This window comes from Microbacterium terrae (assembly GCF_017831975.1).
GTDB lineage: Bacteria > Actinomycetota > Actinomycetes > Actinomycetales > Microbacteriaceae > Microbacterium > Microbacterium terrae.
In genome coordinates, this window is the sequence record NZ_JAFDSS010000001.1 from 3,726,558 (window position 1) to 3,752,904 (window position 26,347).

Here is a 26,347-nt window from a genome sequence, read left to right on the forward strand (position 1 = left end):
CCTTTCGGTGAAGGCGGTGCGGGTCAGGGCTGGAGATGTTCCAGGACCAGAGAGATGCGGCCGGGGCGGGCGGGGAGCCGGTGGCGGGGGAGCACGCCCGGGCCGCAGGTCGCCGTGCCGACGCCCGACTGGAACAGGTCGACCGAGAGATAGGTGCGCTCCGGCGCCGGGAGCTCCCAATCGTGAGCCGCCGCGGCGAGCTCGCCGCGGCTGTGCGGCGACACCGTGATGGCGAACGGGCGATCGAGCGAGCGAATCCGCAGCGCTCCGCCGCTCACCCGCACCGTGGCTTCGAGGACGTCGATGCGCGAGCCGCTCTCCTGCGGTCGCACGTTCGGCACGGTGAGCTCGTCGGCGGCGAGCGACCACCAGCCGAACCGGGCCCCCGCGCGCAGGTCGGGGTAGCTCGGCATCGGGCCGAACCCGACGACGTCCATGCCCTGCGGCGCACCGGGCAGCTCGAAGTCGAGTCCGAGGCGCGCCCAGTCGGTGGACCACCGGGCATTCGGCACGAGGTCGGCGTCGAGTCGCACCGAGCCGTCGGCCAGCGCCGTCCACACGAGGTCGGCGTCGATGGCGGTGTCGCGGATCGGCGTCCCGGTGCGGGTGCGCACCCGCACCGCGGCATCCGTCGCCTCGATCCCGATCAGGCGGGTGACCATGCGGTCGATGCCGGCCTCGTGCCAGCGCACCGCCACCGGAGGGAGGTCGGGCTCGTCGTTGCCGAGGTCGCGGTCGTTGTCGGTCGGCGCGCGCCACACCCCGACCACCGGTCCGCTGAGCTCGAGGCCGCCGAGGCGCGCCACGCGTCCAGTGACCGGGTCGAGGGACACAGACCCGACGCCGTCGACCGCCGCGGGCTCGACAGCCTCGGGAGCGGCGACGGCGACGGATGCGCGCACCGATTGCCCGTTCGCGATGATGTGTCCGGCCGGCGCCCAGGCCGTCGCGGCTGCGGTCGCCGCCGTCACGGTGACGACGTCGGCCACGGTCGCCACGGTCGCGCGCGCCTCGCCCGCCGCCGTCGGCAGCGAGACCGTGACCGACGATCGGGGCGTGCACGCCGGAACCTCGAGCTCGCCGGCATCCGTCACCACGCCGTCGACCACGCGCTGCCACGACAGCACGAGGTGCGACAGGTCGAGGAAGTCGTGGCGGTTCTCGATCACCACCGACGTGCGGTCGTCGGCGACGCGCAGCACCACCGGCGCGATCACGGCCGCGTAGTGCAGCAGCCCCGGGCGCGGCACCCGGTCGGCCGACACCAGGCCGTCGATGACGAAGTTGCCGTCGTGCACGTCCTCGCCGAAGTCTCCGCCGTACAGGAACCGGCGCCGGCCGGTGCCGTCGTCGGGGGCGAGGATGCCGTGCTCCAGCCATTCCCAGACGAACCCGCCCGCGATGCGCGGGTACCGCTCGAACAGGTCCCAGTACTCGTCGAGCCCGCCGGGACCGGTGCCCATCGCGTGGGCGAACTCGCACTGCAGGAACGGCAGCGTGAGCCGGTGCATCTCATCGGGCGTGCGGTCGAACGCCGCGGGGTGCAGCGCCTCCTCGCCGATCTCGCGCACCTCGTCGAACGGCGCGTACATGCGCGAGTACACGTCGACGTAGCGACTGGACCAGTCGCCCTCGTAGTGCACGAGTCGCGAGGGGTCGAAGGTCTTCGTCCACGACGCCATCGCCTCGAGGTTCTCGCCGTGGTGCGACTCGTTGCCGAGCGACCACATGATCACGCTCGCGTGGTTCTTGTCACGGTGCACGGTGCGGCGCATGCGGTCGAGGTAGGCGCCCTGCCAGCGCGGGTCGGCGCTCGGGTTGCCGCGCCAGCCGGTGTGCTCGAATCCATGGCTCTCGAGGTCGCACTCGTCGATGATCCAGAAGCCGAGTTCGTCGAACAGATCGAGCACCTCGGGATGCGGCGGATAGTGCGAGGTGCGCACCGCGTTGATGTTGTGCCGCTTCATGAGAAGGAGCTCGTCTCGCACGACGCGAGGATCGAAGACGCGACCGTGCTCGGGGTGATGCTCGTGACGGTTGACGCCCCGCAGCATGATCGGAGCGCCGTTGACCAGCAGCACGGCGTCGCGGGTCTCGACGCGGCGGAAGCCGATGCGCACCGTGGCGGTCTCGGTCGCGGTGATCACGCGCGCCTCGTACAGACGCGGCGTCTCGGCGGTCCACGGCTCGACGACGCCCACGCGGATGCCGGCACCCGGCGCCGCGTCGACGGCGAGCTCGTCGATCACGATGCGCGCCGTCGCGCCGCCGTCGGTCGTGACGGCGGCATCGAGCACTCCCTCCGCGGTGGTGGGGTCGTAGTCGGCCACGAGGAACACGTCGTCGACCCCGCCGGCAGGGCGGCCGAGGAGGGTGACGCTGCGGAAGATGCCGGGCAGCCACCACATGTCCTGGTTCTCGAGATAGGTGGCATCGCTGAACTGCGCCACGCGCACCGCGAGGCGGTTGGCCCCGGCGACGAGCGCGCCCGACACATCGAACTCGTGGGTGAGGCGGCTGCCGCGTGTGGTGCCGAGCAGGGTGTCGTTCAGCCAGATCTCGGCCGCCGACTCGATGCCGTCGAAGCGGAGGATGCGGCGTCCGTGGGCGAGTACGGATCCCGATGCGGTGAACTCGAGCCGGTAGTCGCCGATGGGACTCGCGTCCGGCGGGAACGGCGGGTCTACCGGGAACGGCATCTGCACATTCGAGTACGCCGGAGTGCCGTAGCCCTGCAGATTCCAGTGGCCCGGGACGACGATCGAGCCCCAGCCGGCCGTGTCGGCGGTGCGCCAGTCAGCGGGTGCGCCGCGCAGCGACGGCGAGACGCGGAACGCCCACCGTCCGTCGAGCGACTGTGCGGGCGCATCCGAGCGCAGACGCGCGCGGGGCGGGAGGGAGCCGGTGCCGGGAAGAGTGGTGGCGATGTCCATGGATCCTCAGTGAAACGTGGGTGTCGGGTGACTGCTCGATCCTGCCAACAAGCGGGGGTTCCGAAGGGACGCCGAGCCGTGGACGGGAAAGCGGTCTCCTAACTTTTCCACGACCGTTGTGGACTTTGCAATAATGTCCTAACATCAGGTCAGGCAACCCGATCCCGCTCCGCTGACGGAGCCGAGTTCCGCCTCTTGAGATCGACGAAGACGTTGTCCCTGGATCACCCAGGGGAAAGGGAAGACCCAATGAAGCGTTCAGCAAACTCCCGCGTGCGCATCGCGCTCGGCCTCGCCGCGGCGACGGCCACCGCCCTCTCGCTCGCCGCGTGCTCCGCCGGCGGTGGCGACGCCGCCTCCGACGAGCCCATCCAGTTCTTCCTCTCCGGCGACGCCAACCAGGGTGGCGGATACGCCCACATGGCGGAGAAGTACGAAGAGGAGACCGGCGTCAAGGTCGAGATCGTCGACATCGCCAACGATGATCTTCCGACGAAGCTCCGCAACGCGGCGCAGGCCAACGACCTGCCCGCGATCGCCCGCGTCGGAGCCGTCGACCCGGTGTGGCGCAACATGGCGAGCGACCTCTCCGACATCACGGACGGCAGCGAGATCGACACCGACCTGTCGGACAAGGACGACGACGGCAACGTCATCTCCCTCCCGTCCGACATCACCGCGGTCGGCATGTTCATCAACAAGTCCCTCTTCGACGAGGCCGGCGTCGCGTATCCGACCAGCGAGGACGACATCTGGACGTGGGACGAGTACGTCGCAGCCGTCAAGGAGGTGCAGGAGGCCACCGACACCACCTATGGCATGGTGATGGACAAGTCGTCGCACCGTCTGAAGGCCTTCCTCTACGAGTTCGGCTCCGACTACTTCCAGGCCGACGACTCGGGCGAGTTCAGCACGAACGATCAGACCAAGGTCGCGCTGGAGTACTTCGACTCGCTCAACGACGACTCGTTCATGCCGCGCTCCGTGTGGCTCTCGGACGCCGACCCGAACGCGCTCTTCAAGAGCGGCGACGTCGTGTCGTATCTCTCGGGCTCGTGGCAGATCGCCGACTTCTCGGCGAACATCGCCGACTTCGAGTGGGCGTCGGTCTACCTGCCCACCGACGAGGAGCGCGCCACCAACTTCGGCAACGCCGCATCGGTCGTGGTCTTCGACGGGCCGCAGCAGGAGGCAGCGCACGACTTCATCGCGTGGCTGTACGAGCCGGAGAACTACACCGAGCTGTCGGAGACCTCCGGCTTCCTCCCCGCGGTCGGCGGCCTCGACATCGAGTACGCGTCGCACGCAGACGCATTCGGCATCTACAACCAGGAGATCGCCGCTTCGCCGGCGATCGTCGGCGAGATCAAGGCCATGGAGCTGCAGTACGGCGCCCAGGGTGTGACGACCGAGGGCGACCCGGTGCGCGACGAGACCGTGAAGTACCTCAACGGCGAGCAGGACGTCGACACCACCATCGCCAACATCAACGCGCAGTTCACCGACCAGCTGGGCGCTCTGGAGTGACCATGTCCACCACCAAGACCGTCGATGGGCGCAGTGCCGAGACTTCTGCGCTCATCACCGTGGGGCGGCGGACGCGACGCGTCCGCCGCCCCCGGCGGCGCAGCTCGACGAGGTTCGTGCTGGCCCCGCTGACCTTCATCGCCGTCGCGGTGGTGCTCTTCTGCCTGTTCTTCCTCTGGCCGGGGGCGCTCGGCCTCTGGTACTCGTTCACCGACTACTCCGGCGTCGGCACACCCGAGTTCATCGGCGGCGAGAACTACGCCGACCTCATCCAGGACCCGGTGTTCTACTCGGTGCTCGGCCGCACTTTCCTCTACACGCTGCTCTCGGTGCCGCTGCACTACATCGCGGCACTCGGCATCGCGATGCTCCTCACCAGCACGCTCGCCAAGGGCAAGTCGACCGCGCGCATCATCTTCTTCCTCCCCTGGCTGATCTCGCCGATCGTCGCCGGTGTCATCTGGAAGTGGCTCTTCGGCGAGAACTTCGGACTCGTCAACTACCTCATCGAGCTGATCGGCGGTCAGGGTCTTCGCTGGGAGACCGATCCGACGCTCGCCCTCGTGCTGATCCTCATCGTCAGCACGTGGGGCGGCACCGCGTTCAACATGCTGCTGTTCATCGCGGCGATCCGGAACGTGCCGCAGTCCTACCTCGAAGCCGCACAGATCGACGGAGCGAGTCCCTGGCAGCGCTTCCGGCACATCACGCTGCCGCTGCTGCGGCCCACATCGTTCATGGTGATCCTCCTCACGACCATCGGCTCGATGAAGGAGTTCGCGATGGTGCAGGCGCTCAACGGCGGTGGTCCGGGCACGACGAACATGTTCATCGTGCAGTACATCTACCGCACGGGGTTCGAACGTGCCGATGTCGGCTACGCCAGCGCCGCCTCCATGGTGCTCATGGTGATCCTCATCATCATCGCCCTGATCCAGATGCGCTTCGACAAGAGGAACGACCTCGCATGAACACGAACACGAAGGTGAAGCGCCTCGGCATCCCGAGCACCCTCATCCTCTGGCTGCTCGCTCTCGGCTTCGCCGTGCCCGTCGCATGGTTCCTGCTGAGCTCCTTCAAGCCCGGATCCGAGCTGTTCAGCCTGCCGCTGACGCTCTTCCCCGAGGACTGGACGGTCAGCGGCTACTCGACCGCGTGGAACCGGTTCAACTTCGCGCAGTACTTCATGAACACCGCGATCGTCGCGATCGTGACGACCGCGCTCACCGTCGTGGTCAGTGCGATGACCGGCTACGCGTTCGCGAAGTACAACGCGTGGTGGCTGAAGGCGTTCTTCATCTGCATCCTCGCGACGACGATGCTGCCGACCGAGGTCATCATGCCGAGCTCGTTCGCCGTCGTGCGCGACCTCGGCCTGTACAACACGCTCGCGGGCATCATCGTGCCGTCGATCATCACGGCCACCGGCATCTTCATGTTCCGGCAGTACTTCAAGACGATCCCCGACGAGCTGCTCGAGGCGGCGCGCATCGACGGCGTCTCGGAATTCGGCGCGTTCTGGCGGATCATGCTGCCGCTGGCGAAGCCGATCGCCGTCGTGCTCGCGATCTTCTCCTTCCAGTGGCGCTGGAACGACTACATCTGGCCTCTCATCGTGCTCCGCGATCCGAGCCAGTACACGCTGCAGGTCGCGCTGCGCTCCATCGTCGGCGCCGACAACATCGACTGGTCGGTGCTGCTGGCGGCATCCGTCATCTCGCTCGTGCCGATGGTCGTGCTCTTCGCGATCTTCCAGCGTCAGATCATGAATGCCGACATCAACTCGGGCCTCAAGGACTGACGTGGGCTCGCCTTTCGAAGCGGCGCTGCGCGGCGCCGTCGCCGACACGGTCGAGGCGGCGCTCGCGGCGGGGGTCGACCCGGCCGACAAGCACCGCCATCACATGGACCGCGCCAAGCTTCTCGTCGCGGCATTCGTGTGGCCGGCGTCGGCGCACGCGGGCGATGCGCGGCTGGTGGCGTCGGCGCACGAGAGCGTGCGTGCGCTGCGCGCGCTGCAGGGGCCGGGCGGCCTGTTCATCGGCGGTGACAACGTCGACTCGCCGCCGGACTCCTCGTTCACGGTGAACGATGTGTGCGACGCCCGCGAGATCATCCGCGCAGCTCCCGCCGACGCGCGCCTCGCGGCTCTCGCCGCGGAGCTGGACGAGATCGCGGATGCCGCCGAGCCGGCGCTGCTCGTCGGCGGGGTGCACACGCCCAATCATCGCTGGGAGATCAGCGCCGCACTCGCGCGTCTGCATCGCCGCAGGCCGTCGCCCGCACTGCGCGCACGTGCTGAGGAGTGGCTGGCCGAGGGCGTCGACATCACGCCCGACGGAGTCTTCTCCGAGCGCAGTGCGAACTATGCGGCGCACGTCTCGATTCCGTCGCTGACGGTCATCGCCGACGTGTTCGACCGCGCGGATGCCCGCGATGCCGTGATCGCCAACCTCGAGAGCACGCTCGGCCTGATCCATCCCGACGGCACCGTCGAGACGGTGCACTCCCGCCGGCAGGATCAGCGGAGCGCGTTCAGCGTCGCCCCGTACCTGACGCCGTATCGCCGCTACGCGGTGGATCTCGGCCGCGGCGACTTCGCGTGGGCCGCCGAGCGCGCCCTGCACGCCGGCATCCCGTATCCCGCCGCGGTGCTCGGTGATCTGCTCCTCACCCCGGTGGTGGGCGCTGCGCTCCCCGAAGCGGAGCCGGTGCCCACCGGGCGACGGGGCTGGGCGCAGTCTTCACTCATCGTCGATGACGGCGCGCGTCGCCGCGTGGTGGTGTTCGGCGGATCGGACTACCCGCGGTTCCGCCGTGTGCGGTCGGGGCTCGCGACCAACCCGACGTTCCTGCGGATGTACGCGGGCGAGGTCGTGCTCGAGTCGCTGCGTCTGTCGCGTGACTTCTTCGGTCTCGGGCCGTTCCGTGCAGATAGCATGCGCGATGCGGGCGACCGGGGGTGGGAGCTCGTCGAGACGGTGTCGGCGAAGTACTACCAGCCGGTCGGAGACGCGGAGCGGTCGGCGACCGGGGAGTACGAGCTCACCGACGACGGACGCTTCTACGGCTCGATGTCGTTCCCGCGGCGTGCAGCCGATGTGGTCGCGCTGCACACGTCCGTCGGAATCCTGGCGACCGACGACGGCGTCGAGATCACGGTCGGCGTCGACGGGCCGGACTGCCCCTGGGCGATCGAGCTGGCATTCCGCCCCGGCGGGACGTTCGAAGGAGTCCGCGCCCTCGGCGACGGCACGGCCCACCTCGACTCCGGCGTCGGTCGCTATCGAGTCGGCGGCGACGCCGTGGTCATCGAGGGCGGCGAGGGGTATCGCGGTGACGGCACCCCGCGGTACGTCCCCGGCGAGGACTACGCGTTCCTCGGGGCGACGGATGCCGCAACCGGCCCGCGCCTGTATCTGACCGGTCGCTCACCCGGCCGTGTCGTGTTCTCGCTCCGTGCCGAGACTCACGCGAGCTGACGGGCGGTGCCCGTGCCCGGCTACTTCGCGACCAGCGTCGTCTCGAAGCTGTACATGTCGGGGCGGTAGCAGTGGTGACCGTACTCGAACGCACGCCCGGTGTTGTCGAACGCGATCCGCTCCATCGTGAGCACCGGCCCTGCGCCGTCGATGTCGAGCAGGTCGCCCTCGTCGCCATGCGCCCGACGCGCTCCGATCTTCTGCTGTGCGACGCGGATCGTCACTCCGCGAGCGCGCAGCACCTGGTACAGGCCACGAGTCTCGAGCTGCTCTGTCGTGATGTCGGCGAATTCTCGAGGCAGGTAGTTCTCGAGCACGGCGACCGGGATGCCGTCGGTCGAGCGCTGCCGGCGGATGTAGACCACCTCGGCGCCGACGGCGACGCCGAGCCCTCGGGCGACGTCTTCCGTCGCCGGCACGAGCCGGTGGGCGAGCACACGCGTGCCGGGGGTGTGCGCGGAGTTCTGCAGGTCCTCGTAGAGGCTGGTGAGTTCGACCTGACGCGTGACCTGACCCTGCACCACCTGGGTGCCGATGCCGCGGCGGCGCACCAGCAGTCCCTTGTCGACGAGCTCCTGGATGGCTCGGCGGATGGTGGGACGAGAGAGCCCGAGCCGCTGTGCGATGGCGATCTCGTTCTCGAGGCGTGCGCCGGCGGGGATCGCGCCGGAGCGGATCGCCGACTCGAGCCGGCTCGACACCTGGTAGTACAGCGGCACGGGGCCGGTGCGGTCGAGGTCTGCGAACAGATCCTCGGGGAAGTACGTCTCGTCGGCCGCCATGGCTCCTCGTCGTCCGGGGCGTCGGAACCCCATGTACCGACAATATTACTTGGGACCTCACAAACACCAGTGATGCGTTCCGAGGCTTGTGCTATTGTTAGGACATTCCGACGCCATGGGTCGGAAGCATCCGTCATCGGAAGAGAGTTGTACGGCGAAGTATGACCGCGGCCAACGAAGCCCCCCAGAGCCCTGATCTCTCACGGGTGCCCGAGATCCTCGCGATCGGGCGCCTCGGTGTGGACCTGTATCCCCTCCAGGACGGCGTCGGGCTCGAAGACGTGTCGACGTTCGGAAAGTACCTCGGCGGCAGTGCGGCCAACGTCACCGTCGCCGCCTCGCGGCACGGGCGGCGCGCCGGGCTCGTCTCACGGGTCGGAGACGACCCGTTCGGCGTGTACCTGCTGCGTGAGCTCGATCGGCTCGGCGTCGACCCGCGGCTCGTCGCGGTAGACCCTGCGCTCAAGACGCCGATCACCTTCTGCGAGATCTTCCCGCCCGATGACTTCCCGCTGTACTTCTATCGCGAGCCCAAGGCGCCCGACCTCAATGTCGACTCGGCGCAGCTCGACCTCGAGGCCGTGCGCGAGGCCGACATCCTCTGGCTCACGGTCACGGGGCTGAGCCAGGAGCCGAGCCGGGCTGCGCACCTCGCCGTGCTCGACGCGCGCGCCCGCCGCACCCACACGGTGCTCGACCTCGACTACCGCCCCATGTTCTGGGAGTCGGCATCGGCCGCCTCGGCCGTCGTCGCACCGCTGCTGGAGCAGATCACCGTCGTGGTGGGCAACCGAGAGGAGTGCGAGGTCGCCGTCGGCGAGACCGATCCGTCGCGCGCCGCCGATGCACTCCTCGACCGGGGGGTCGAACTCGCGATCGTCAAGCAGGGTCCTCGGGGCGTGCTCGCCAAGACCCGCACCGAGACGGTCGAGGTGCCACCGCACCCCGTCGACGTGGTGAACGGGCTCGGCGCCGGCGACGCGTTCGGCGGTGCACTGTGCCACGGGCTGCTCAGCGGCTGGGGGCTCGAGCGCATCCTGCGCTTCGCCAACGCGGCGGGCGCCATCGTCGCGTCCCGGCGCGAATGCTCCACCGCAATGCCGACCACCGCCGAGGTGGACGCGATCCTGGGAGAGGGGAAGTGACGTGACCGCACCCGCCGACATCGCCCTGCGATTCGACACGCTCCGGGCGCTGCGCGCCGAGCGGCCCGAAGCCGTGCGAGAGGCCCACGCCGAGCGCGCACGGCGCGACGTCATCCGCGGCGACGGGCGCCTCTTCATCGTGGCCGCAGACCACCCGGCCCGGGGGGCTCTCGCCGTCGGCGGGGAGGCCGACGCGATGGCCGACCGCTATCGGCTGCTCGAGCGTCTCACCGAGGCGCTGCGTCACCCCGGTGTCGACGGTGTGCTGGGCACCCCCGACATCATCGACGATCTCGCGCTGCTCGGGCTGCTCGACGACAAGGTGGTCGTCGGCTCGATGAACCGAGGTGGGCTCCGCGGGGCGTCCTTCGAGATGGATGACCGCTTCACCGGCTATGACGTCCGCTCGATGGTGGCGTCCGGCATCGACTTCGCCAAGGTGCTGCTGCGCGTGAACCTGGCCGACTCGGGCACGGCGGCGACCCTCGAGGCAGCAGCCCGTGCGGTCACCGACGCCGCCGACGCCCACCTGCCGATCATGCTCGAGCCGTTCATGAGCCGCTGGGTCGACGGGCGCGTCGTGAACGATCTCACCCCCGACGCGGTGATCCTCTCCCTCGCGATCGCCGCCGGGCTCGGCGGCAGCAGTGCGTACACCTGGATGAAGCTGCCGGTGGTCCCCGACATGGAGCGGGTGATGGCCGCGACGACTCTGCCCACCCTGCTGCTCGGCGGCGAGGGCGGTGACGACCCCGACGAGACGTTCGCGTCGTGGGAGGATGCTCTGGCGCTGCCGGGTGTGCGCGGCCTCACGGTCGGCCGCACGCTTCTGTACCCGCCCGACGGAGATGTCGCCGGTGCGGTCGACATCGCGGCGCGGCTCGTCCACCCCGACCTCTGAGCTCCACGGAGGAACCGCATGACCGATCCTCGATGGTTCCATCGACGCGGCGCCCTCGCCCGCGGCGAGTGGGAGAGCGTGGTCGACGAGACCACACCCGGCTGGCAGCACACCGGCATCCGCATCGCCGAGGTGACGGATGCCGTCGAACTGACGCTGCCCGAGACGGGAGTCGAGCGCATCGTCGTCCCGTTGGCCGGCTCATTCACCGTGACGCACACCGAGGACGGTGCGACCACCGAAACGGGGCTCGTCGGGCGCCCGTCGGTGTTCGCCGGTCCGACCGACGTGCTCTACCTGTCGGCAGCGGCGACAGCCGTCGTGCGCGGAGCGGGACGGGTCGCCGTCGCGACCTCGCCCACCGACGTCGTCAAGAAGACCACCTACATCCCGGCGGCAGGTACGCCGGTCGAGCTGCGCGGGGGCGGCTCGGCGAGCCGGCAGGTGCACAACTTCGGCACGCCCGCAGCGCTCGACGCCGCGCGTCTCATCGTGTGCGAGGTGATCACGCCCGCGTCGAACTGGTCGTCGTATCCGCCCCACAAGCACGACGAGCACATCGACGGCCACGAGTCGCGACTCGAGGAGATCTACTACTTCGAGTCGGCGCCGGGAGCGGGTTCGACCGGGGGAGCAGCAGACGACGCGTTCGGAATCTTCAGCGCCTACTCGTCTCCTTCGGGCGAGATCGAGATCGATGCCCGCGTGCGTTCCGGCGACATCGCCCTCATCCCGCACGGGTACCATGGCCCGGCCGTCGCTGCGCCGGGGTACGACCTCTACTATCTCAACGTCATGGCCGGCCCCGACCCCGAGCGGCAGTGGCTCATCAGCGACGATCCCGCCCACGCCTGGGTGCGCGACTCCTGGCCGGTGGAGGGGATCGACCCCCGGCTGCCCCTCGGACACGACAGCGGAAGCGAGCAGTGATGACCGCGATGAAGCGGATGACCGTGAGCCAGGCGCTCATCGAGTTCCTGGCTCACCAGTGGACGGTCGACGGCGACGTGCGCGAGCGCACCGTGCCGGGCGTCTTCGGCATCTTCGGCCACGGCAACGTGGCCGGCATCGGTCAGGCGCTGCGTCAGCTGAACGCGTCGGAACCCGACCTCATGCCCTATCGCCAGGCGCGCAACGAGCAGGCGATGGTGCACCAGTCGGTCGGCTGGTCTCGGGTGCATCGTCGCCGCAGCACCTGGGCGTCGGCCGCGTCGGTCGGCCCGGGCGCGACGAACATGCTGACCGGCGCTGCGCTGGCGACGACGAACCGGCTCCCTGCGCTGCTGCTGCCGAGCGACACCTTCGCGACCCGCGTGGCCGACCCGGTGCTGCAGCAGCTCGAGCAGCCGTTCGACACCGGTCTCACCGTCAACGACGCGTTCCGCCCGCTGTCGCGGTTCTTCGATCGGGTGCAGCGGCCGGAGCAGCTCTTCTCGACTGCGCTCGCCGCGATGCGGGTTCTCACCGACCCCGCCGAGACCGGGGCCGTGACGATCGCCCTCCCCGAAGACGTGCAGGCGGAGGCCCTCGATGTGCCGCTCGCGTTCTTGCAGGACCGCGAGTGGCACATCCGGCGTCCGGTGCCCGAGACCGCGGCACTCGGCCGCGCCGTTGCCGCGATCCGCGCGGCGGAACGCCCGTTCATCGTCGCCGGCGGCGGAGTGATCTACTCCGGGGCCGAGGAGCAGCTGCGGCGCTTCGTCGAGGCCACCGGCATCCCGGTCGGCACGACTCAGGCGGGCGGAGGCTCCCTGCCCTGGTACCACCCGCAGTATCTCGGCGCCGTCGGCGCCACAGGCACGACGGCCGCGAACCGCCTCGCCGCCGACGCCGACCTCGTGATCGGCATCGGCACCCGCTACAGCGACTTCACCACGGCGTCGCGCTCGGCCTTCCAGGATCCGGGCGTGCGGTTCGTCAACATCAACGTCGCCTCCTTCGATGCGTACAAGCACGGCACGCAGCTGCCGGTGATCGCCGACGCGCGCGAGGCTCTGGCAGCGCTCGCCGCCGAACTCGTGGGCTTCGCGGTGTCGCCGGCGCTTGTCGAGCGGATCACCCGCGAGAAGGGCGAGTGGGATGCCGCCGTCGACGCCGCCTTCGTGCCGTCGGGGCTCGAGCGACCCGGTCAGCCTGAGATCATCGGCGCCGTACGGGCCGCGACCGCTCCCGAAGACGTGATCGTGCAGGCCGCGGGGTCTCTCCCGGGTGATCTGCACAAGCTGTGGCGGGTCGCCGACCCGCTCGGCTATCACGTCGAGTACGCCTACTCGTGCATGGGCTACGAGATCGCCGGCGGCCTCGGCGTCAAGCGCGGGCTCGAGGCTCTCGGCGATGACCGCGACGTCGTGGTCATGGTCGGCGACGGCTCGTACCTGATGCTGAGTTCGGAGTTGGCGACCGCGGTGGCCGAGGGGATCAAGATCATCGTGGTGCTCATCCAGAACCACGGGTACGCATCGATCGGCCACCTGTCCGAGACCGTGGGGTCGGAGCGGTTCGGCACGAAGTATCGCGCGTACGACGCAGATGCCCGCAACTTCCAGGGCGACCAGGTGCTGCCCGTCGACCTCGCGATGAACGCCCGCAGCTACGGGCTCGATGTCATCGAGGTCTCGCCCGGTGCGACGGCCATCGACGACCTGCGGGCGGCCATGGCCACCGCGAAGGCTTCTGCGCGCTCGACGCTCATCCATATCGAGAGCGACCCCCTGCTGTACGCACCCGACGGCGAGGGATGGTGGGACGTGCCCGTGCCCGAGGCGTCATCGCTGGAGGCGACGCAGGCGGCGCGGACAGAGTACGAATGGGGGCGGACCGCGCAGCGGCCGCTGCTCGGAGACGAGGGGAAGCGATGAACGCCACTGTCGCCGGCGCGCCGGTGAGTTTCGGCGTCTTCGAGATGACGCCCGAGGGGGCGCCGACCGTCGCCGCCGACGACCTGCTCGAGACCCTCGCCGAGGCGGGCTACGCCGGAGTCGACCTCGGGCCCGTGGGCTATCTCGGGCGCGAGCGCGAGCTGCGGTCGCGGCTCGCGCGGTTCGGTCTCGAACTCGCCGGAGGCTGGGTGCAGCTGCCGTTCTCCGACGACGACGCCTTCACCGCGTCGCTGCCGTCGCTGCGCGACGCGCTGCGGGTGTTCGCGGATGCCGCCGAGGCCGGGCCCGACCGTCTGCCGCTGCCCACCCTCGCCGACGACGGATCCGCGACGCGACGGGCGAATCCCGGTCGCGGTGCCGAGACCGATCCCCTCGCCACCGAGGCATGGCAGCGGCTCATCGTCAATGCCGGCCGGGCCGCGGAGCTCGTGCGCGAGGCTGGCTTCGAGCCGACGTTCCACCACCACGCCGGCACTTTCGTCGAGTCTCCTGAGGAGATCGACCGCTTCCTCGCCGAGGTCGAGGTCGACCTCACCCTCGACACCGGGCACCTGTTCATCGCCGGCGGAGACCCCGCCGAAGCGGTGACCCGCTGGGGCGATCGCATCAACCACCTGCACCTCAAGGACGTCGATCTTCCGGTGCTGCGGCGCGTGCTCGCCGCGGGCGGAGGCATGCCCGAGGTGTGGTCGTCGGGGGCCTTCGTCGCGTTCGGCAGGGGCGACGTCGCACTCGCCCCGGTGATGGAAGCGATGGACGCCCGCGGATTCGACGGCTGGGTGATCGTCGAGCAGGACGTGCTCAACGCCCCCGACGTCGCCGTCGACGCCTTCCGTGCCGCCCGCGGGGAGGATCAGCGCGTGAATCGCGCAGCTCTGCGGCCGTGGCTCTGAAGCGACGGCTCGTCCGCCGTCGACGGCTCCGCGCCTCGCCCGCATCCGATTCCAGTAGAAAGAGCATCCCGTGACCGACGCCCCACTCCGCTTCGCCCTGATCGGCACCGGCCGCATCGGCCAGGTGCACGCCGCGAACATCGCCGCCGACGCCGAGGCGACCCTCGCCTGGGTCGCCGACCCGTTCGTCGAGGGCGCGCGTGCCGTCGCGGACCGCTTCGGAGGCCGCGCGACCGACACCGCCGAGGAGGTCTTCGTCGCGGGCGATGTCGACGCCGTGCTCGTGGCCTCCCCGACCTCCACCCACGTCGACCTCATCGAGAAGGCGGTGGATGCCGGCATCCCCGTGCTCTGCGAGAAGCCGATCGATCTCGACATCACCCGCGTCGACGCCCTGCGGGCGAAGGTCGCCACAGCGGGCGTGCCGGTCGCGCTGGGCTTCAATCGGCGTTTCGACCCCGCCTTCGCCGAGGTGCGGGCGCGCGTCGCCGCCGGCGAGATCGGCGCGCTCGAGCAGCTGACGATCATCAGCCGCGATCCCGCGGCGCCACCGGCGGCCTACGTCGCCGTCTCAGGCGGGATCTTCCGTGACATGACGATCCACGACTTCGACATGGCGCGCTTCTTCCTGCCCGACATCGTCGAGGTGAGCGCGGTCGGTTCGACGCTGTTCGACGAGGGCGCCCGCGCACACGGCGACTTCGACACCGCGGTAGTGACGCTGCGTGCAGCATCCGGCGCGGTCGTCACCATCATCAATTCGCGGCACAGCGCGGTCGGCTACGACCAGCGGCTCGAGGCGTTCGGCTCCGCCGGCATGCTCCAGGTCGCGAACCGCTCGACGAGCCTCGTCTCGCTCTCGACGGCCACCGCCGTCGAGGCCCGCGCGCCCTACGAGGACTTCTTCCTGCAGCGCTACGCCGAGGCCTACGCTGCCGAACTCCGGGCGTTCGTCGCCCTCGCGCGCGGCGGTACCTCGGACTGCTCGACCTTCGAAGACGGCCGCAGCGCCCTGCTGCTCGCCGATGCCGCGCAGGCATCGGCCACGGAGCGGATGCCGGTCGTCGTGACGTCTGCGTGACGCGCCGGCAAACCGTGCCAACGCCCCCTCCCGGAACAGGAGGGGGCGTTCGCACATGTCCGGGCGCGTCGGCGCGCGACAGGAGGTTGCGGCGGGCCGGGGTCCCCCCGAAGCCCGACCCGCCGCGGCTGAGTGTCAGCTGAGGCGGATCGCCGCCCAGCTGACGGCGGGCAGCGAGACCGACAGCGTCGAACCGTCGACGGATGCGTCGGCCGCCCGCACACCGACCCGCTCGGGGTCGGTGAGGGTGTTCGCCGCGTAGATGTCGTCCTCGTGCAGGAGGTGCGACTCGGACACGGTCACCGAACGGCCGAGCGCCGACACGAGCGGGGACAGGTCGACCTTCAGGTCGGCGGCATCCGTCGTCGAGCGGTTCACGACGAAGAGCGACACGCCCTCGTCGTCGACGGTGGCGACGGCGTTGACCTTCGCGACCTCGCCGAGCTTCTCGCTGGTGAACGTTCCGGCGTCGACGGGCACGCGCACCGCACGGCCGTTCGCCAGCCGCGAGGTGATCGAGAACGGGAAGAAGGTGGTCTGCTTCCAGGCGATGCCACCCGGCTCGGTCATGATCGGCGCGATCACGTTGACGAGCTGCGCGAGCGACGCCGAGCGCACGCGGTCGGCGTGCTGGAGCAGCGTGATCATCAGGTCGCCGAAGACGACGGCGTCGAGCGCGTGGTACTGGTCTTCGAGCAGCCGCGGCGCGACCGGCCAGCCCCGCTCCTCGGGCTTGTCGTTCTGGCCGCCCTCTTCGTTGTGGAGGTACCAGACGTTCCACTCGTCGAAGGAGATCATGATGCGCTTGTCGCTCTTCTTCGTGGCGGCGACGGTGTCGGCGATCGCGACGACGGACTCGATGAACTTCGCCATGTCGACGCCCGAGGCGAGGAACTCCTGCGCGTTCCCGCCCATCTCCTGGTAGTAGGAGTGGCACGAGATGAAGTCGACGTCGTCGAAGGTGTGCTCGAGCACGGTGCGCTCCCACGACCCGAAGGTGGGCATGCCGCGCCCCGACGAGCCGCAGACCACCAGTTCGACCGACGGGTCGAGCATGCGCATCGCCTTCGCCGTGCGCATCGCGATCTTGCCGTAGTCGTCGGCATTGCGGTGGCCGACCTGCCAGGGGCCGTCCATCTCGTTGCCGAGGCACCACATCTTCACCGCGAACGGGTCGGGGCGGCCGTTGGCCGCGCGCTGCGCGGTCCACGTGGTGTCGGCGTCGGAGTTGGCGTACTCGAGCAGGTCGAGGGCCTCGGCGGTGTCGCGGGTGCCGAGGTTCACCGCCATCATGAGGTCGGATCCGACGCGGTCGAGCCACTCCTGGAACTCGTGCAGGCCGACCTCGTTGGTCTCGGTGGAGTGCCAGGCGAGGTCGAGCCGGCGGGGGCGGTCTTCGACCGGGCCGATGCCGTCCTCCCACTTGTAGCCCGACACGAAGTTGCCGCCCGGGTAGCGGATGGTCGAGACGCCGAGCTCCTTGACGAGGTCGATGACGTCCTGGCGGAAGCCCGCGGCATCGGCGGACGGATGCCCGGGCTCGAAGATGCCGTCGTAGATGTGGCGACCGAGGTGCTCCACGAATCCGCCGAAGATGCGGCGGTCGATGTCGGAGACCTCGTTGTAGGGGTCGAGGCGGGCGGTGGCGTCGGTCATGGCCTGCATCTTTCTCATGGGGAGGTGCGACGAATGCCGCGGCACGATGTTCGCCGTGCCGCGGCATCCATTTGTATCGTTATACTACCGGTCTGCCGGGCTCATGTCTCGAAGAATTCAGGCTTCGACGAGCTCAGGCTTCGACAGGCTCAGGCTCGACGAGCTCAGCCGAGGATGACGTCGGCTTCGGCGAAGAACTCGTCCACCGCGTCGTCGACGCTCTTGGTTCCGAGGCCCAGCTCTTTGCCGAGGTCCCAGAACTTCTGCTCGAGCGAGCCGTAGCCGACGACCGGCACCGGCGGGGCGTCGCCCACGCGGTCGGCGTTGGCGTCGATGTAGTCGGCGACCTGCTTGTCGACGCCTTCGAGCACGGTGGCGGCGAGCTTCGACGACGAGGCGGGGAAGCCGAGCGTGGTGCCGAAGATCTCACCGGCCGCGTCGCTGTTCACGACGAAGTCGAGGAAGAGCGCGGCTGCCTCGGGGTGCTCGGAGTTCTCGGCGATGGCGACCTGCAGGCCCGCCTGACGGTAGAGGTCCTTCGAGCCCTCGACGGCGGTCGGGGGCGCGACCATCGAGATCGACGAGGCGCCCGAGTCGGCGATGTAGCCGCCGAGGAAGTTGCTCCAGCTCATCTCGCTCGCGGTGAGGTTCGCGCCGAAGCCGGACTTCGGGGTGATCTCCTCGAGCTTCTGCTGTGGGACGGTGATGCCGTCGCGCAGGTCGTCGCCCGACTCCCAGTACTCGGCGAGCTGCTCCTTTGTGAAGCCGAGCTCGCCGTCTTCGGTGTAGAGGTTGCCGCCCTCGGCGCGCAGCTGCAGCTCGAACGTCTGGATGCGCTGGGTGTAGTCGGTGCCGCCGTACACGGCGCCGCCGGTCGCCTCGGTGACCTCTTCCATCCAGTCGTCGAAGTCGTCGAAGCTGGTGCCGCCCTCGGGGGCGGGGACACCCGTCTCGGCGAGGAGGTCGTCGTTGACGAAGTTGGCCCACAGGCTGTAGCCGGTCGGCAGCGAGTACTGCACGCCGCCGAGCGCCCCCGTGCCGAGGAGGCCCTCGTCGAAGGTCGACATGTCGATGTAGTCCGACACCTCAGCGAGGTCGAGCAGGTGCCCGGGCTCGCCGTACTGGCGCAGATAGCTGTCGGAGAACTGGAAGACGTCGGGGAGCCCGCCGCCGGCGACCTCGGTCGCGCGCTTCTCCCAGAAGCTGGGGAAGTCCGAGAACGAGGTGTTGACCGTGATGTTCGGGTACTCCTCGTTGAAGGCCGCGATCAGGTCGTTGTAGCGCGTGGCGCGGTCGTCGTTGCCCCAGAATGCGAAGTCGATCGTGACTTCTTCTTCGGGGTCGAACTCCGCACCTGCGTCCGAACCGCCGCCGGCGCAGCCGGCGAGTGCGAGTGCGCTGACCGCGGCGATGCCGGCCACGGTGATGAGGCGTGAGTGCTTCATGGTGTCCCTTCGAGTTGGAATGCGCTTTCCGTAGCGATGCGAGTCCGGCCGCAGCGGGCCGGATTCCCTCACACCGACGCTGTGGCGAGGCCGAGCGGCCCCGAGGCGGCGACGACGACCGGAGCCAGCACGAACGCCGCCTCCTGCGAAGCGAGCCGCACGCTCTCGACGGGGGCGCCGGTCTCGGCATCCGTCCCCTCGATCGCGATGTCGACGTCGTCGTCACCGTGGTTGATGAGTGTCACGAGGTCTCCGCGTCGCGCGACTTCGACGTCCGCAGGGAGGCCCGCGACCACCGGTCGCACCCCCGACGACTCGACGAGGGCGGCCACGACGGCGTCGGCACCTGCGGTGTCGGGAAGGGTGGCGATGTACCAGGCCTCCCCGGCGCCGTGCCGGTGGCGCGTGAGCGCCGGGCGTCCGGCCGCGGCTCCCGTCTCGAAGTGAGAGACGACGTCGGCGCCGACCGCGTGGATCGACTCGGCGACGAGGCGTCCCTCGGCGGGCGTGCCGCCGACGGTGAACGCCGCGGTCGCCCGAACCGCGGGCGCGGCCGCGGCGCTCAGCGCTCCGACGCCCATTCCGCCGACGCTGGCCCCGCCGAGAGCACCGAAGTCCTCGAAGCGGATGCCGAGCACGTCGCGCAACTGCGTGACGAAGCCGCCCGGGCGGAACTGGTCGTGGCCGTCGACCACATCGGTGAACGGACCGGCGAGTAGCGTGCCGCCGCCGTCGACGAAACGGGTGAGGGCGGTCGCACCCTCTTCGCGGAGGAGGTACAGCACGGGCGCGAGGGCAAGGTCGTAGCCGTCGTCGACGCGCTCGGGCGCGATGATGTCGACTTGGATGCCGCGGCTGTGCAGCGCGCCGTACCACTCGAGCACCGCCGCGAGATAGTCGACCTCGACGGGGTGGTCGCGCTCCTCGACCGCCCACCAGCTCTCCCAGTCGAACACCAGCGCGACACGGGCGTCTCGTCCGGGCGCGGGCAGCTCGCCCAGCGCCTTCAGGCGCGCGCCGAGCTCGGTGACCGCCTGCCAGGTGCGGGTGTCGGTTCCGGCGTGGGGGAGCATCGCCGAGTGGAACTTCTCGCTTCCTGCCCGGGACTGCCGCCACTGGAAGAACATGATGCCGTCGGCGCCGCGGCCGATCGACTGCGCCGTCTCGGCCATGAGGGCGCCGGGCTTCTTCCCCGGGTTCGCCGGGCGCCAGTTCACGGCATCCGTCGCCTGCTCCCACAGGACCCACGGCACGCCGGGCTTGAGCGAGCGGATCAGGTCGCGCTGGAAGGCCGCGTCGCGGACGCGGGTCGGGCTGGTCGGATCGGGGTAGCAGTCGTCGGCGATGAGGTCCATGTGGGGTGCCCATGCCGAATAGTCGGCGGGCTTGAACGGTCCCATGAAGTTCGTGGTGATCGGCTGCGTCGCGCCCGCCTCGAGAAGGATCGCGCGCTCCATCAGGTAGCACTCCAGCAGCATGTCGCTGGTGAACCGGCGCCAGTCGAGCATCGACGACGGGTTGTGGCTGTACGGGGCCAGCCGCGGCGGGAAGATCTCGTCGAACGAGCCGTAGCGCTGCGACCAGAAGCTCGTGCCCCAGGCCTCGTTGAGGGCGTCGATGCTCGTGTACCGGTCGGTGAGCCAGCGGCGGTAGGCGTCGCGGGCGGAGTCGGAGAAGTCCATCCACAGGTGGCAGCCGAACTCATTGCCCACGTGCCACATCACCACGGCGGGGTGGTCCACATAGCGCTCTGCGATGCGCCGCACGAGTTCGCCGGCCAAGCGACGGTAGGTCGGCGATGAGGGGGCGAAGTGCTGCCGGCTTCCGGGCCAGTACGAGGCGCCGCTCTCGTCGGCGGGGAGGGTGTCGGGGTAGGTGGCGCTGACCCACGGCGGCGGCGAGGCGGTCGCCGTGGCGAGGTTGACCTGGATGCCGCCGGCGTGGAGCTTCTCGATCACGGTGTCGAGCCAGGCGAAGTCCCAGACGTCTTCCGACGGCTGGATGCGCGACCACGCGAAGATGCCGAGACTCACGATGTTGACGCCGGCCTCGCGCATGAGGCGCACGTCGTCGTCCCACACCTCCTCCGGCCACTGGTCGGGGTTGTAGTCGGCGCCGTACAGCAAAGCAGGTCTCCTTGACGAGGTTGGGGGTGTCGGCCGGTGGGCGGTCGTGGTCAGCGCCCGCGACGGGCGGGGATGGCGACGACGGCGGTGGCGGCGCAGCCGAGCGCGGCGATGACGAGGGGGACGAGCATCCAGGTCACGACGCCGGTGAAGACGACGGTCGCGGCGAGGTAGAGCGTGCCGACCGGGTCGCCCGCGAGGGCGGCGGGGATGCCGCGGACGGCGGGCATCCATCCGGTGCCGGGCGTCCAGGCGCCGGCGGCAGCGAGCAGCGCGGTGCCGGCGAGGGTGAGGCCGGCCCAGCCGATGATCCCGATCGCGGCGCCGCCGGGCAGGGCACCGGTGTTCGCGAGGAGGATGTCGGCGATGAGGATGCCGGCGATGAGGGTGGTGACCGCGCCGACGGCGAGCCCGCCGGGGAGGGCGTGCCGGTAGTCGGTCCAGAACTGGCGGGCGTGGGACTGCTCGGCGTTCAGGTAGCGGCGGATGTGGCGGATGCCGGCCGCGAGGGCTGCGGGGAGGGTGATGACGGGGAGGCTCGCGATGGTGACGAGGAGTCCGGTGAGGAGCACTTCGCCGAACAGTGCGAACGCGCCCGTCGCCCCGGGGTAGCGGGCGGCTTCGCGCTCTTCGAGCGTGGGGCCGGAGCCGTCGCGATCGGCGCGACGGGCGGCTCGCATCTGTCGGCGGTCCATGGTGTCTTCTTCCGGGATCCCGGTCAGCCCTTGAGGCCTTGGGTGGCGACGCCGTCGACGAGGAACCGCTGGAACACGAGGAAGAACAGCAGCACGGGGAGGAGGGCGACGAACGACGCGGTGACGGTGGCGCCGTAGTCGGACGACGAGGTCTGGTCGTTGTAGAGACGCAGCGCGATCGGCAGCGGGTAGTTCTCGGGGCTGGTGAGGTAGAGCAGGGGTCCGAGGAAGTCGTTCCAGGCCCAGATGAACGCGAAGATCGCGCAGGTGATCAGGGCGGGCTTGATCAGCGGCAGGATGATCGACCAGAAGATGCGGACGTGTCCGGCGCCGTCGATGCGGGCGGCCTCGTCCATGTCGCGGGGCATCTGGCGCATGAACTGCACGAGGAGGAACACGAAGAACGCTTCGGTTGCGAGGAACTTCGGCAGCAGCAGCGGCCAGAACGTGTCGACCAGGCCGAGGTTGTTGAACAGGATGTACTGCGGGATGATCACGACGTGGAACGGCAGCAGCAGGGTGCCGATCATCGCGGCGAACAGGATGCCGAGGCCCTTGAACTGGATGCGGGCGAACGCGTACGCGGCCAACGCGCTGGAGAGCACGGTTCCGATCACGGAGCCGACGGCGATGATGAGGGAGTTCGCGAAGAACCGCCACATCGGGATGCCGGCGATGCCTTCTGACACCTTGATGTAGTTGTCGAAGGTGGGGTTCTCGGGGAAGATCGCGATCGAGTTGCCGAACTCGCTGTTGGGTTTGAACGTGGAGAAGAACAGCCAGACCAGCGGGTAGAGGACCACCAGGGTGATCGCGGTGAGCGCGATGAACCAGATCACGGTCTGCCAGGTGCTGCGCTTGACCTTGCGGCGCGGGGCGGCAGGGGTCTTGGTGTCGGGGTCGACCTGGTTCTCGGTGACCAGCAGGGCGTTCTCACCGAACGAGGATGTGGTGCTCATCGGTTGTCTCCGGCGTAGTGGACCCAGGATCGCTGGGTGCGGAACAGGATGAAGGCGATGATCGCGACGACGACCAGCAGCACCCACGCGATCGCGGAGGCGTAGCCCATCTGGCCGTCGGAGAATCCTCGCTTGTAGAGGTAGAGGGTGATGAAGTTCGTCATCCCGGCCGGACCGCCCGACCCGTTGCTGATGATGTACGCGGAGGCGAATACCTGGAATGCGCCGATGAGGCCGAGCAGCAGGTTGAAGAAGATCACCGGGCTGAGCATCGGGATGGTGACGGCCCGGAACCGGTGCCAGGCGTTCGCGCCGTCCATCTCGGCCGCTTCGTACAGTTCCTTCGGGATCTGCTTCAGCCCGGCGAGGAAGATGACCATGGTGGCGCCGAACTGCCACACCGACAGCAGGATCATCGCGGGGAGCACCAGGGCGGGGTTGCCGAACCAGCCGCCCAGGTTGATGCCGAAGAACGACAGCGTCGTGTCGACCGGGCCGTCGCCGGCGAACATCGCCCGCCACACGATCGCGACCGACACCGATCCGCCGATGAGGCTCGGGGCGTAGAACGCGGACCGGTAGAACCCGGCGCCCTTGTCGCGGTAGTTCAGCAGCATCGCGATCAACAGCGCGGCGAGCAGGGTGATCGGGGTGCCGATGAACACGTAGATCAGGGTGATCTGCGCGGACTGCATGAACGACGGGTCGTTCGTGAACATGCGGACGTAGTTGTCCAGCCCGATCCACTTGGGCGGGGAGAAGATGTTGTAGTTCGTGAACGACAGGTACAGCGAGTACGCCATCGGCACCAGCGTGAGCCCGAAGAACCCGACCAGCCACGGGATCAGGAACCCGTACCCCGCCAACGACTCCTTGACCTGACGGGAACGCTGCCCCGGCCGATGCAGATCCTGCTCGCCCTTGCCTCGCCCAGACAGGGGACCGCGCGAGGACTTCTTCCCCGTCACGATGACTCTCGTCGCTGTGGTGCTCACGTCGACTCTCCCGATTGTGGTGGTTGGAATGGTGTTCCGGGTCCGGCCGCGAGGCGACCGGACCCGGAAGGCTCTCACGAGGTCAGGACGACGTCCATCTCGGAGAAGAACTGCGAGACCGCGTCCTCGACGGTGATGGTGCCGAAGGCGAGCTCCACACCGATCTGGCGGAACTTCTCCTCGAGCGTGCCGTAGCCGACGATCGGCACGGGCGGCGCGTCGCCCAGACGGTCGGCGATCGACGCCTCGTAGTCCTTGACCTGCTGGCTCAGCGGGTCGAGCTCGGCAGCGGCCAGGGCGGTCTCCGAGGCGGGGAGGCCGCGGTTGGTGCCGAAGATCTCACCCGACTCGGGCGAATTCACGAGGAAGTCGACCAGCGTGGCGGCAGCTTCGGGGTGCTCGGTCTTGGCCGAGATGGTGTGGAGCATCGACGGCTTCAGGTAGAGATCCTTCGCGCCCTCTTCGGTGACCGGAGGAGCGATCAGGCCGAGCTCGGTGTAACCCTCGCCGAGGCCGGCGAGGTAGCCAGCGCCGAAGTTGTCCCACGTGAGCTCGCTCGCCGTCAGCGCGGAGTCGAAGCCGCCCTTGGGGACGAGCTCCTCCACGCGCGACTGCGGAATGATCGTGCCGTCCTCGCGGATGTCGGAGCGCGACTCCCAGAACTCGGTGAGGCGAGCCTCGTCGAAGCCCGGCTCGCCGTCCTCGCTGAAGAGGTACGAGCCCTCCGAGCGCAGCTGCAGCTCGAAGTTCTGGATGCGTCCGGTGTAGTCGCCGCCACCCCAGATGTCGCCGCCGCCGGCTTCGGTGACCTCGGTCATCCATGCCGCGTAGTCGTCCCAGCTGCCGCCGGGGAACTCCTCGACGCCGGCCTGCTCGAGCAGGACCGGGTTGGTGAACAGGCCCCACGCGTTGGTCGAGGTCGCGATGCCGTACGTGGTGTCGCCGACCACGCCGATGCCGAGAATGTTCTCGGGCAGCGGGTCGGTCTGGATGATGTTGCCGAGGTACGGGTCGAGGTCGAGCAGCAGGTTGTTCTCGGAGTACTGACGCAGGTACGAGTAGTCGAACTGCATCACGTCGGGGAGGTTGCCACCGGCGGCCTCGGTCTGACGCTTCTCCCAGAACGAGGGGAAGTCCAGGAAGGTGGCGTTGACGGTGATGTTGGGGTATTCCTCGTTGAACGCGGCGATCGCCTCGTCGTAGAGCTCCGCGCGCACGTCGTTGCCCCAGAACGCGAGGTCGAGCGTGACCTCTTCGTCCGGGTCGAAGGTGGGGTCAGCCTCGGGGGCGTCGCCGCCTCCGGCGCAACCGGCCAGGACCAGGGCGGCGCCGGTCGCGAGTGCGACTCCGGCGAATGCCCGCTTCTTGCTGAACATCGTTGTCCTCTCATGAACGTCTGTGTTCGATCTTCCCGCGCAAGACGTTCGGTGTCTGTTGGTGCGGTCTCGGCGCATCCTTGGTGCTGGAGTGGAAAGCGCTTGCCCGCAAACGTACTGCACATAAAAACGTTTCGCAAGAGTTTGGACAGAGAGATTTAAACGATTCAGTAACGGTCCGGTCTCGCCGCGGATGCTGGACTGTGCGCGGTCACAGTCCAGCATGCCGGATCAGGCCCGATCCCGCGGCGATTCGTGGCCCGCCGTCGTCGGCGGTCGGGGTTGCGAGCGGCCGGGGTTGCGAGCGGCCGGGATTGCGAGCGGCCGGGGTTGCGAGCGGTCGTGGTTGTGCTGCTGCCCCGGCCGCCCGCCCCGGTCGCCCGCCGCGCATGCTGTCGTCGCTGTCGCGTTCCTCGGCTCGATCAGCTCCGCCCCCGCGAATGGTGGCTGCCGAGCGCGGATTCCGGGGTGGAACAGGTGCGAGCGGCTCCCGGTGTTCCACCCCCAGGACTTGTGGGAATCAGGAGCGAATTCTGGGGGCGGAGCGGCAGTTCGGGTGAGTTCCGCCCCCAGGAATCGCGGGCGCCGGGGACGGAATCTGGGGGTGGAGTGGAGGGGGAGAGCGGCGGGGTCGAACGAGGCCGGGGTTGTGGGCGACGGCGGCGATCCCACGGCGACCTGAGGAGTGCGACGTCGGCATGAGGGTTCGAGGAGAGTTCTCTCCGCGAAGTTGACTCGTTTCAATCGCAGAGTTAGGGTCGCTCGGGAAAACGCATTCCCCTCGGCGCCGCCGCTGAGGTAATCGATGGAGATTCTGATGAGCACCAGCACGGCCTCGCCCACGTGGGCGCTCCGACTGCACGCGATGTTCGACTGGGTGCTCTGGATCCTCGTCGTCAATGCGCTCTGGTACGTCTTCACCCTCCTCGGCGCGATCGTCCTCGGCGCGGCCCCGGCCGCCGCGGCGGCATCCGCCCTCACCCGTCGGCGGCTGCGGGGCGAGGTGTTCCCCGCCGTCCCAGCGTTCTGGCGGGAGTGGCGCCGCAGCTTCGTCGACGCGAACCTCGCGCTCGGCCCCGGCTTCGCGGTCGTCGCGCTCCTCGGCCTCGGCGTGGGCGGCATGGCGGTGAGCGGAAGCCTCGGCTCGCCGTTCGGCATCGTCAGCCTCGTCGCGCTGACGGTCGCGGCCACGGTCACCGCGATCGCGGTGCCGATGTACGCCCACTACGACCTGCCGCGCCGCGCCTACCTCGTTACCGCGAGCCGGTGGATGCTGCGCAACCTCCCGCACGTCTTCGTGCTGGTCCTCGCCGCGGTCGCGGTCGTCGCCGTGAGCGCGGTCGTGCCGGGCATCGTGCCGTTCCTGTCGACCGGAGCATGGATCACCGCGAGCACGGTCATGTGCCTCGGCTTCTTCGCCGCGAACGACCGGCGCCTGGAGGAGCAGGCATCCGGTCGCTGACCGGCCCCAT

At 69.3% G+C, this 26,347-nt stretch carries 20 protein-coding genes; 11 read left to right on the forward strand and 9 right to left on the reverse strand.

Annotation, left to right across the window (positions count from 1 at the left end):
* Positions 1-23 precede the first annotated feature (23 nt).
* A complete protein-coding gene (locus JOD63_RS16930) occupies positions 24-2,933 on the reverse strand; it encodes a glycoside hydrolase family 2 TIM barrel-domain containing protein (protein ID WP_211088149.1) in 2,910 nt (969 codons plus the stop codon).
* A 249-nt stretch (positions 2,934-3,182) separates the two neighbouring features.
* Here JOD63_RS16930 and JOD63_RS16935 point away from each other — a divergent pair, with 249 nt between their 5' ends.
* From JOD63_RS16935 to JOD63_RS16950, 4 genes are read left to right on the forward strand one after another with little or no spacing between them, the layout of a single operon-like run.
* A complete protein-coding gene (locus JOD63_RS16935) occupies positions 3,183-4,460 on the forward strand; it encodes an ABC transporter substrate-binding protein (protein ID WP_045274182.1) in 1,278 nt (425 codons plus the stop codon).
* 2 nt (positions 4,461-4,462) lie between these two features.
* A complete protein-coding gene (locus tag JOD63_RS16940; protein ID WP_084613303.1) occupies positions 4,463-5,431 on the forward strand; it encodes a carbohydrate ABC transporter permease in 969 nt (322 codons plus the stop codon).
* A complete protein-coding gene (locus JOD63_RS16945) occupies positions 5,428-6,261 on the forward strand; it encodes a carbohydrate ABC transporter permease (protein ID WP_045274183.1) in 834 nt (277 codons plus the stop codon). The genes JOD63_RS16940 and JOD63_RS16945 overlap by 4 nt, the downstream gene beginning before the upstream one ends.
* Before the next feature lies 1 nt (position 6,262).
* The gene (locus JOD63_RS16950; protein WP_045274184.1) at positions 6,263-7,942 is read left to right on the forward strand and encodes a hypothetical protein; all 1,680 of its coding nucleotides are present in this window, start codon (positions 6,263-6,265) and stop codon (positions 7,940-7,942) included.
* Between the two features lie 20 nt (positions 7,943-7,962).
* Here JOD63_RS16950 and JOD63_RS16955 read toward each other — a convergent pair whose 3' ends face one another.
* Positions 7,963-8,724 (reverse strand): GntR family transcriptional regulator, encoded by a 762-nt coding sequence (locus JOD63_RS16955; protein WP_045274185.1) that lies wholly within the window; start codon positions 8,722-8,724, stop codon positions 7,963-7,965.
* Between the two features lie 161 nt (positions 8,725-8,885).
* Here JOD63_RS16955 and iolC point away from each other — a divergent pair, with 161 nt between their 5' ends.
* The 6 genes from iolC to iolG all read left to right on the forward strand — a co-directional run bounded on the left by iolC (position 8,886) and on the right by iolG (position 15,623).
* Complete coding sequence (gene iolC / locus JOD63_RS16960) at positions 8,886-9,869, forward strand: 5-dehydro-2-deoxygluconokinase (protein WP_045274186.1); 984 nt, start codon at positions 8,886-8,888, stop codon at positions 9,867-9,869.
* A 19-nt stretch (positions 9,870-9,888) separates the two neighbouring features.
* The gene (locus JOD63_RS16965; RefSeq protein WP_211088208.1) at positions 9,889-10,770 is read left to right on the forward strand and encodes a Cgl0159 family (beta/alpha)8-fold protein; all 882 of its coding nucleotides are present in this window, start codon (positions 9,889-9,891) and stop codon (positions 10,768-10,770) included.
* 18 nt (positions 10,771-10,788) lie between these two features.
* Complete coding sequence (iolB, locus tag JOD63_RS16970; RefSeq protein ID WP_045274187.1) at positions 10,789-11,700, forward strand: 5-deoxy-glucuronate isomerase; 912 nt, start codon at positions 10,789-10,791, stop codon at positions 11,698-11,700.
* Positions 11,700-13,628 carry a 3D-(3,5/4)-trihydroxycyclohexane-1,2-dione acylhydrolase (decyclizing) gene (gene iolD / locus JOD63_RS16975; RefSeq protein WP_045274188.1) on the forward strand — a complete coding sequence of 643 codons (1,929 nt, stop codon included), beginning with the start codon at positions 11,700-11,702 and terminating at the stop codon, positions 13,626-13,628. Before iolB ends, iolD begins: the two co-directional genes overlap by 1 nt.
* Positions 13,625-14,542, forward strand: coding sequence for a sugar phosphate isomerase/epimerase family protein (locus JOD63_RS16980; RefSeq protein ID WP_045274189.1), 918 nt, complete (start codon positions 13,625-13,627; stop codon positions 14,540-14,542). The genes iolD and JOD63_RS16980 overlap by 4 nt, the downstream gene beginning before the upstream one ends.
* 70 nt (positions 14,543-14,612) lie before the next feature.
* Positions 14,613-15,623 carry an inositol 2-dehydrogenase gene (gene iolG, locus JOD63_RS16985; RefSeq protein WP_045274190.1) on the forward strand — a complete coding sequence of 337 codons (1,011 nt, stop codon included), beginning with the start codon at positions 14,613-14,615 and terminating at the stop codon, positions 15,621-15,623.
* A 135-nt stretch (positions 15,624-15,758) separates the two neighbouring features.
* On the opposite strand, the gene arfA is transcribed toward iolG, so the two are convergent.
* From arfA to JOD63_RS17020, 7 genes are all read right to left on the reverse strand, one after another.
* On the reverse strand, positions 15,759-17,279 hold the full coding sequence (gene arfA / locus JOD63_RS16990; protein WP_045274194.1) for an arabinosylfuranosidase ArfA: 1,521 nt from the start codon (positions 17,277-17,279) through the stop codon (positions 15,759-15,761).
* Positions 17,280-17,443: 164 nt separating this feature from the next.
* Complete coding sequence (locus JOD63_RS16995) at positions 17,444-18,724, reverse strand: ABC transporter substrate-binding protein (RefSeq protein ID WP_045274191.1); 1,281 nt, start codon at positions 18,722-18,724, stop codon at positions 17,444-17,446.
* Between the two features lie 68 nt (positions 18,725-18,792).
* A complete protein-coding gene (locus JOD63_RS17000; RefSeq protein WP_052682264.1) occupies positions 18,793-20,850 on the reverse strand; it encodes a beta-galactosidase in 2,058 nt (685 codons plus the stop codon).
* A gap of 50 nt (positions 20,851-20,900) precedes the next feature.
* Positions 20,901-21,545, reverse strand: a complete 645-nt coding sequence (locus JOD63_RS17005) for a DUF624 domain-containing protein (RefSeq protein ID WP_211088150.1) — start codon at positions 21,543-21,545, stop codon at positions 20,901-20,903.
* A gap of 23 nt (positions 21,546-21,568) precedes the next feature.
* Positions 21,569-22,504, reverse strand: coding sequence for a carbohydrate ABC transporter permease (locus JOD63_RS17010; protein WP_045274035.1), 936 nt, complete (start codon positions 22,502-22,504; stop codon positions 21,569-21,571).
* Positions 22,501-23,499: a carbohydrate ABC transporter permease gene (locus tag JOD63_RS17015; protein ID WP_084613292.1), complete on the reverse strand. Its 999-nt coding sequence runs from the start codon at positions 23,497-23,499 to the stop codon at positions 22,501-22,503. Before JOD63_RS17015 ends, JOD63_RS17010 begins: the two co-directional genes overlap by 4 nt.
* 74 nt (positions 23,500-23,573) lie before the next feature.
* Entirely contained in the window at positions 23,574-24,875 is a 1,302-nt protein-coding gene (locus JOD63_RS17020) for an ABC transporter substrate-binding protein (protein ID WP_045274036.1), read from the reverse strand.
* An 817-nt stretch (positions 24,876-25,692) separates the two neighbouring features.
* Here JOD63_RS17020 and JOD63_RS17025 point away from each other — a divergent pair.
* Complete coding sequence (locus JOD63_RS17025; protein WP_045274215.1) at positions 25,693-26,337, forward strand: DUF624 domain-containing protein; 645 nt, start codon at positions 25,693-25,695, stop codon at positions 26,335-26,337.
* Positions 26,338-26,347 lie beyond the last annotated feature (10 nt).

What these genes read in the sequence shown, in the direction of transcription:
- JOD63_RS17010 (WP_045274035.1), bottom strand. Translation starts at nt 22,504, where the DNA reads ATGAGCACCACATCCTCGTTCGGTGAGAACGCCCTGCTGGTCACCGAG.
- JOD63_RS16980 (WP_045274189.1), top strand. Translation starts at nt 13,625, where the DNA reads ATGAACGCCACTGTCGCCGGCGCGCCGGTGAGTTTCGGCGTCTTCGAG.
- iolB (WP_045274187.1), top strand. Translation starts at nt 10,789, where the DNA reads ATGACCGATCCTCGATGGTTCCATCGACGCGGCGCCCTCGCCCGCGGC.
- JOD63_RS16945 (WP_045274183.1), top strand. Translation starts at nt 5,428, where the DNA reads ATGAACACGAACACGAAGGTGAAGCGCCTCGGCATCCCGAGCACCCTC.
- JOD63_RS16935 (WP_045274182.1), top strand. Translation starts at nt 3,183, where the DNA reads ATGAAGCGTTCAGCAAACTCCCGCGTGCGCATCGCGCTCGGCCTCGCC.
- JOD63_RS17020 (WP_045274036.1), bottom strand. Translation starts at nt 24,875, where the DNA reads ATGTTCAGCAAGAAGCGGGCATTCGCCGGAGTCGCACTCGCGACCGGC.
- iolC (WP_045274186.1), top strand. Translation starts at nt 8,886, where the DNA reads ATGACCGCGGCCAACGAAGCCCCCCAGAGCCCTGATCTCTCACGGGTG.
- JOD63_RS16955 (WP_045274185.1), bottom strand. Translation starts at nt 8,724, where the DNA reads ATGGCGGCCGACGAGACGTACTTCCCCGAGGATCTGTTCGCAGACCTC.
- JOD63_RS16930 (WP_211088149.1), bottom strand. Translation starts at nt 2,933, where the DNA reads ATGGACATCGCCACCACTCTTCCCGGCACCGGCTCCCTCCCGCCCCGC.
- arfA (WP_045274194.1), bottom strand. Translation starts at nt 17,279, where the DNA reads ATGACCGACGCCACCGCCCGCCTCGACCCCTACAACGAGGTCTCCGAC.
- JOD63_RS16940 (WP_084613303.1), top strand. Translation starts at nt 4,463, where the DNA reads ATGTCCACCACCAAGACCGTCGATGGGCGCAGTGCCGAGACTTCTGCG.
- JOD63_RS17025 (WP_045274215.1), top strand. Translation starts at nt 25,693, where the DNA reads ATGAGCACCAGCACGGCCTCGCCCACGTGGGCGCTCCGACTGCACGCG.
- iolD (WP_045274188.1), top strand. Translation starts at nt 11,700, where the DNA reads ATGACCGCGATGAAGCGGATGACCGTGAGCCAGGCGCTCATCGAGTTC.
- JOD63_RS16995 (WP_045274191.1), bottom strand. Translation starts at nt 18,724, where the DNA reads ATGAAGCACTCACGCCTCATCACCGTGGCCGGCATCGCCGCGGTCAGC.
- JOD63_RS17005 (WP_211088150.1), bottom strand. Translation starts at nt 21,545, where the DNA reads ATGGACCGCCGACAGATGCGAGCCGCCCGTCGCGCCGATCGCGACGGC.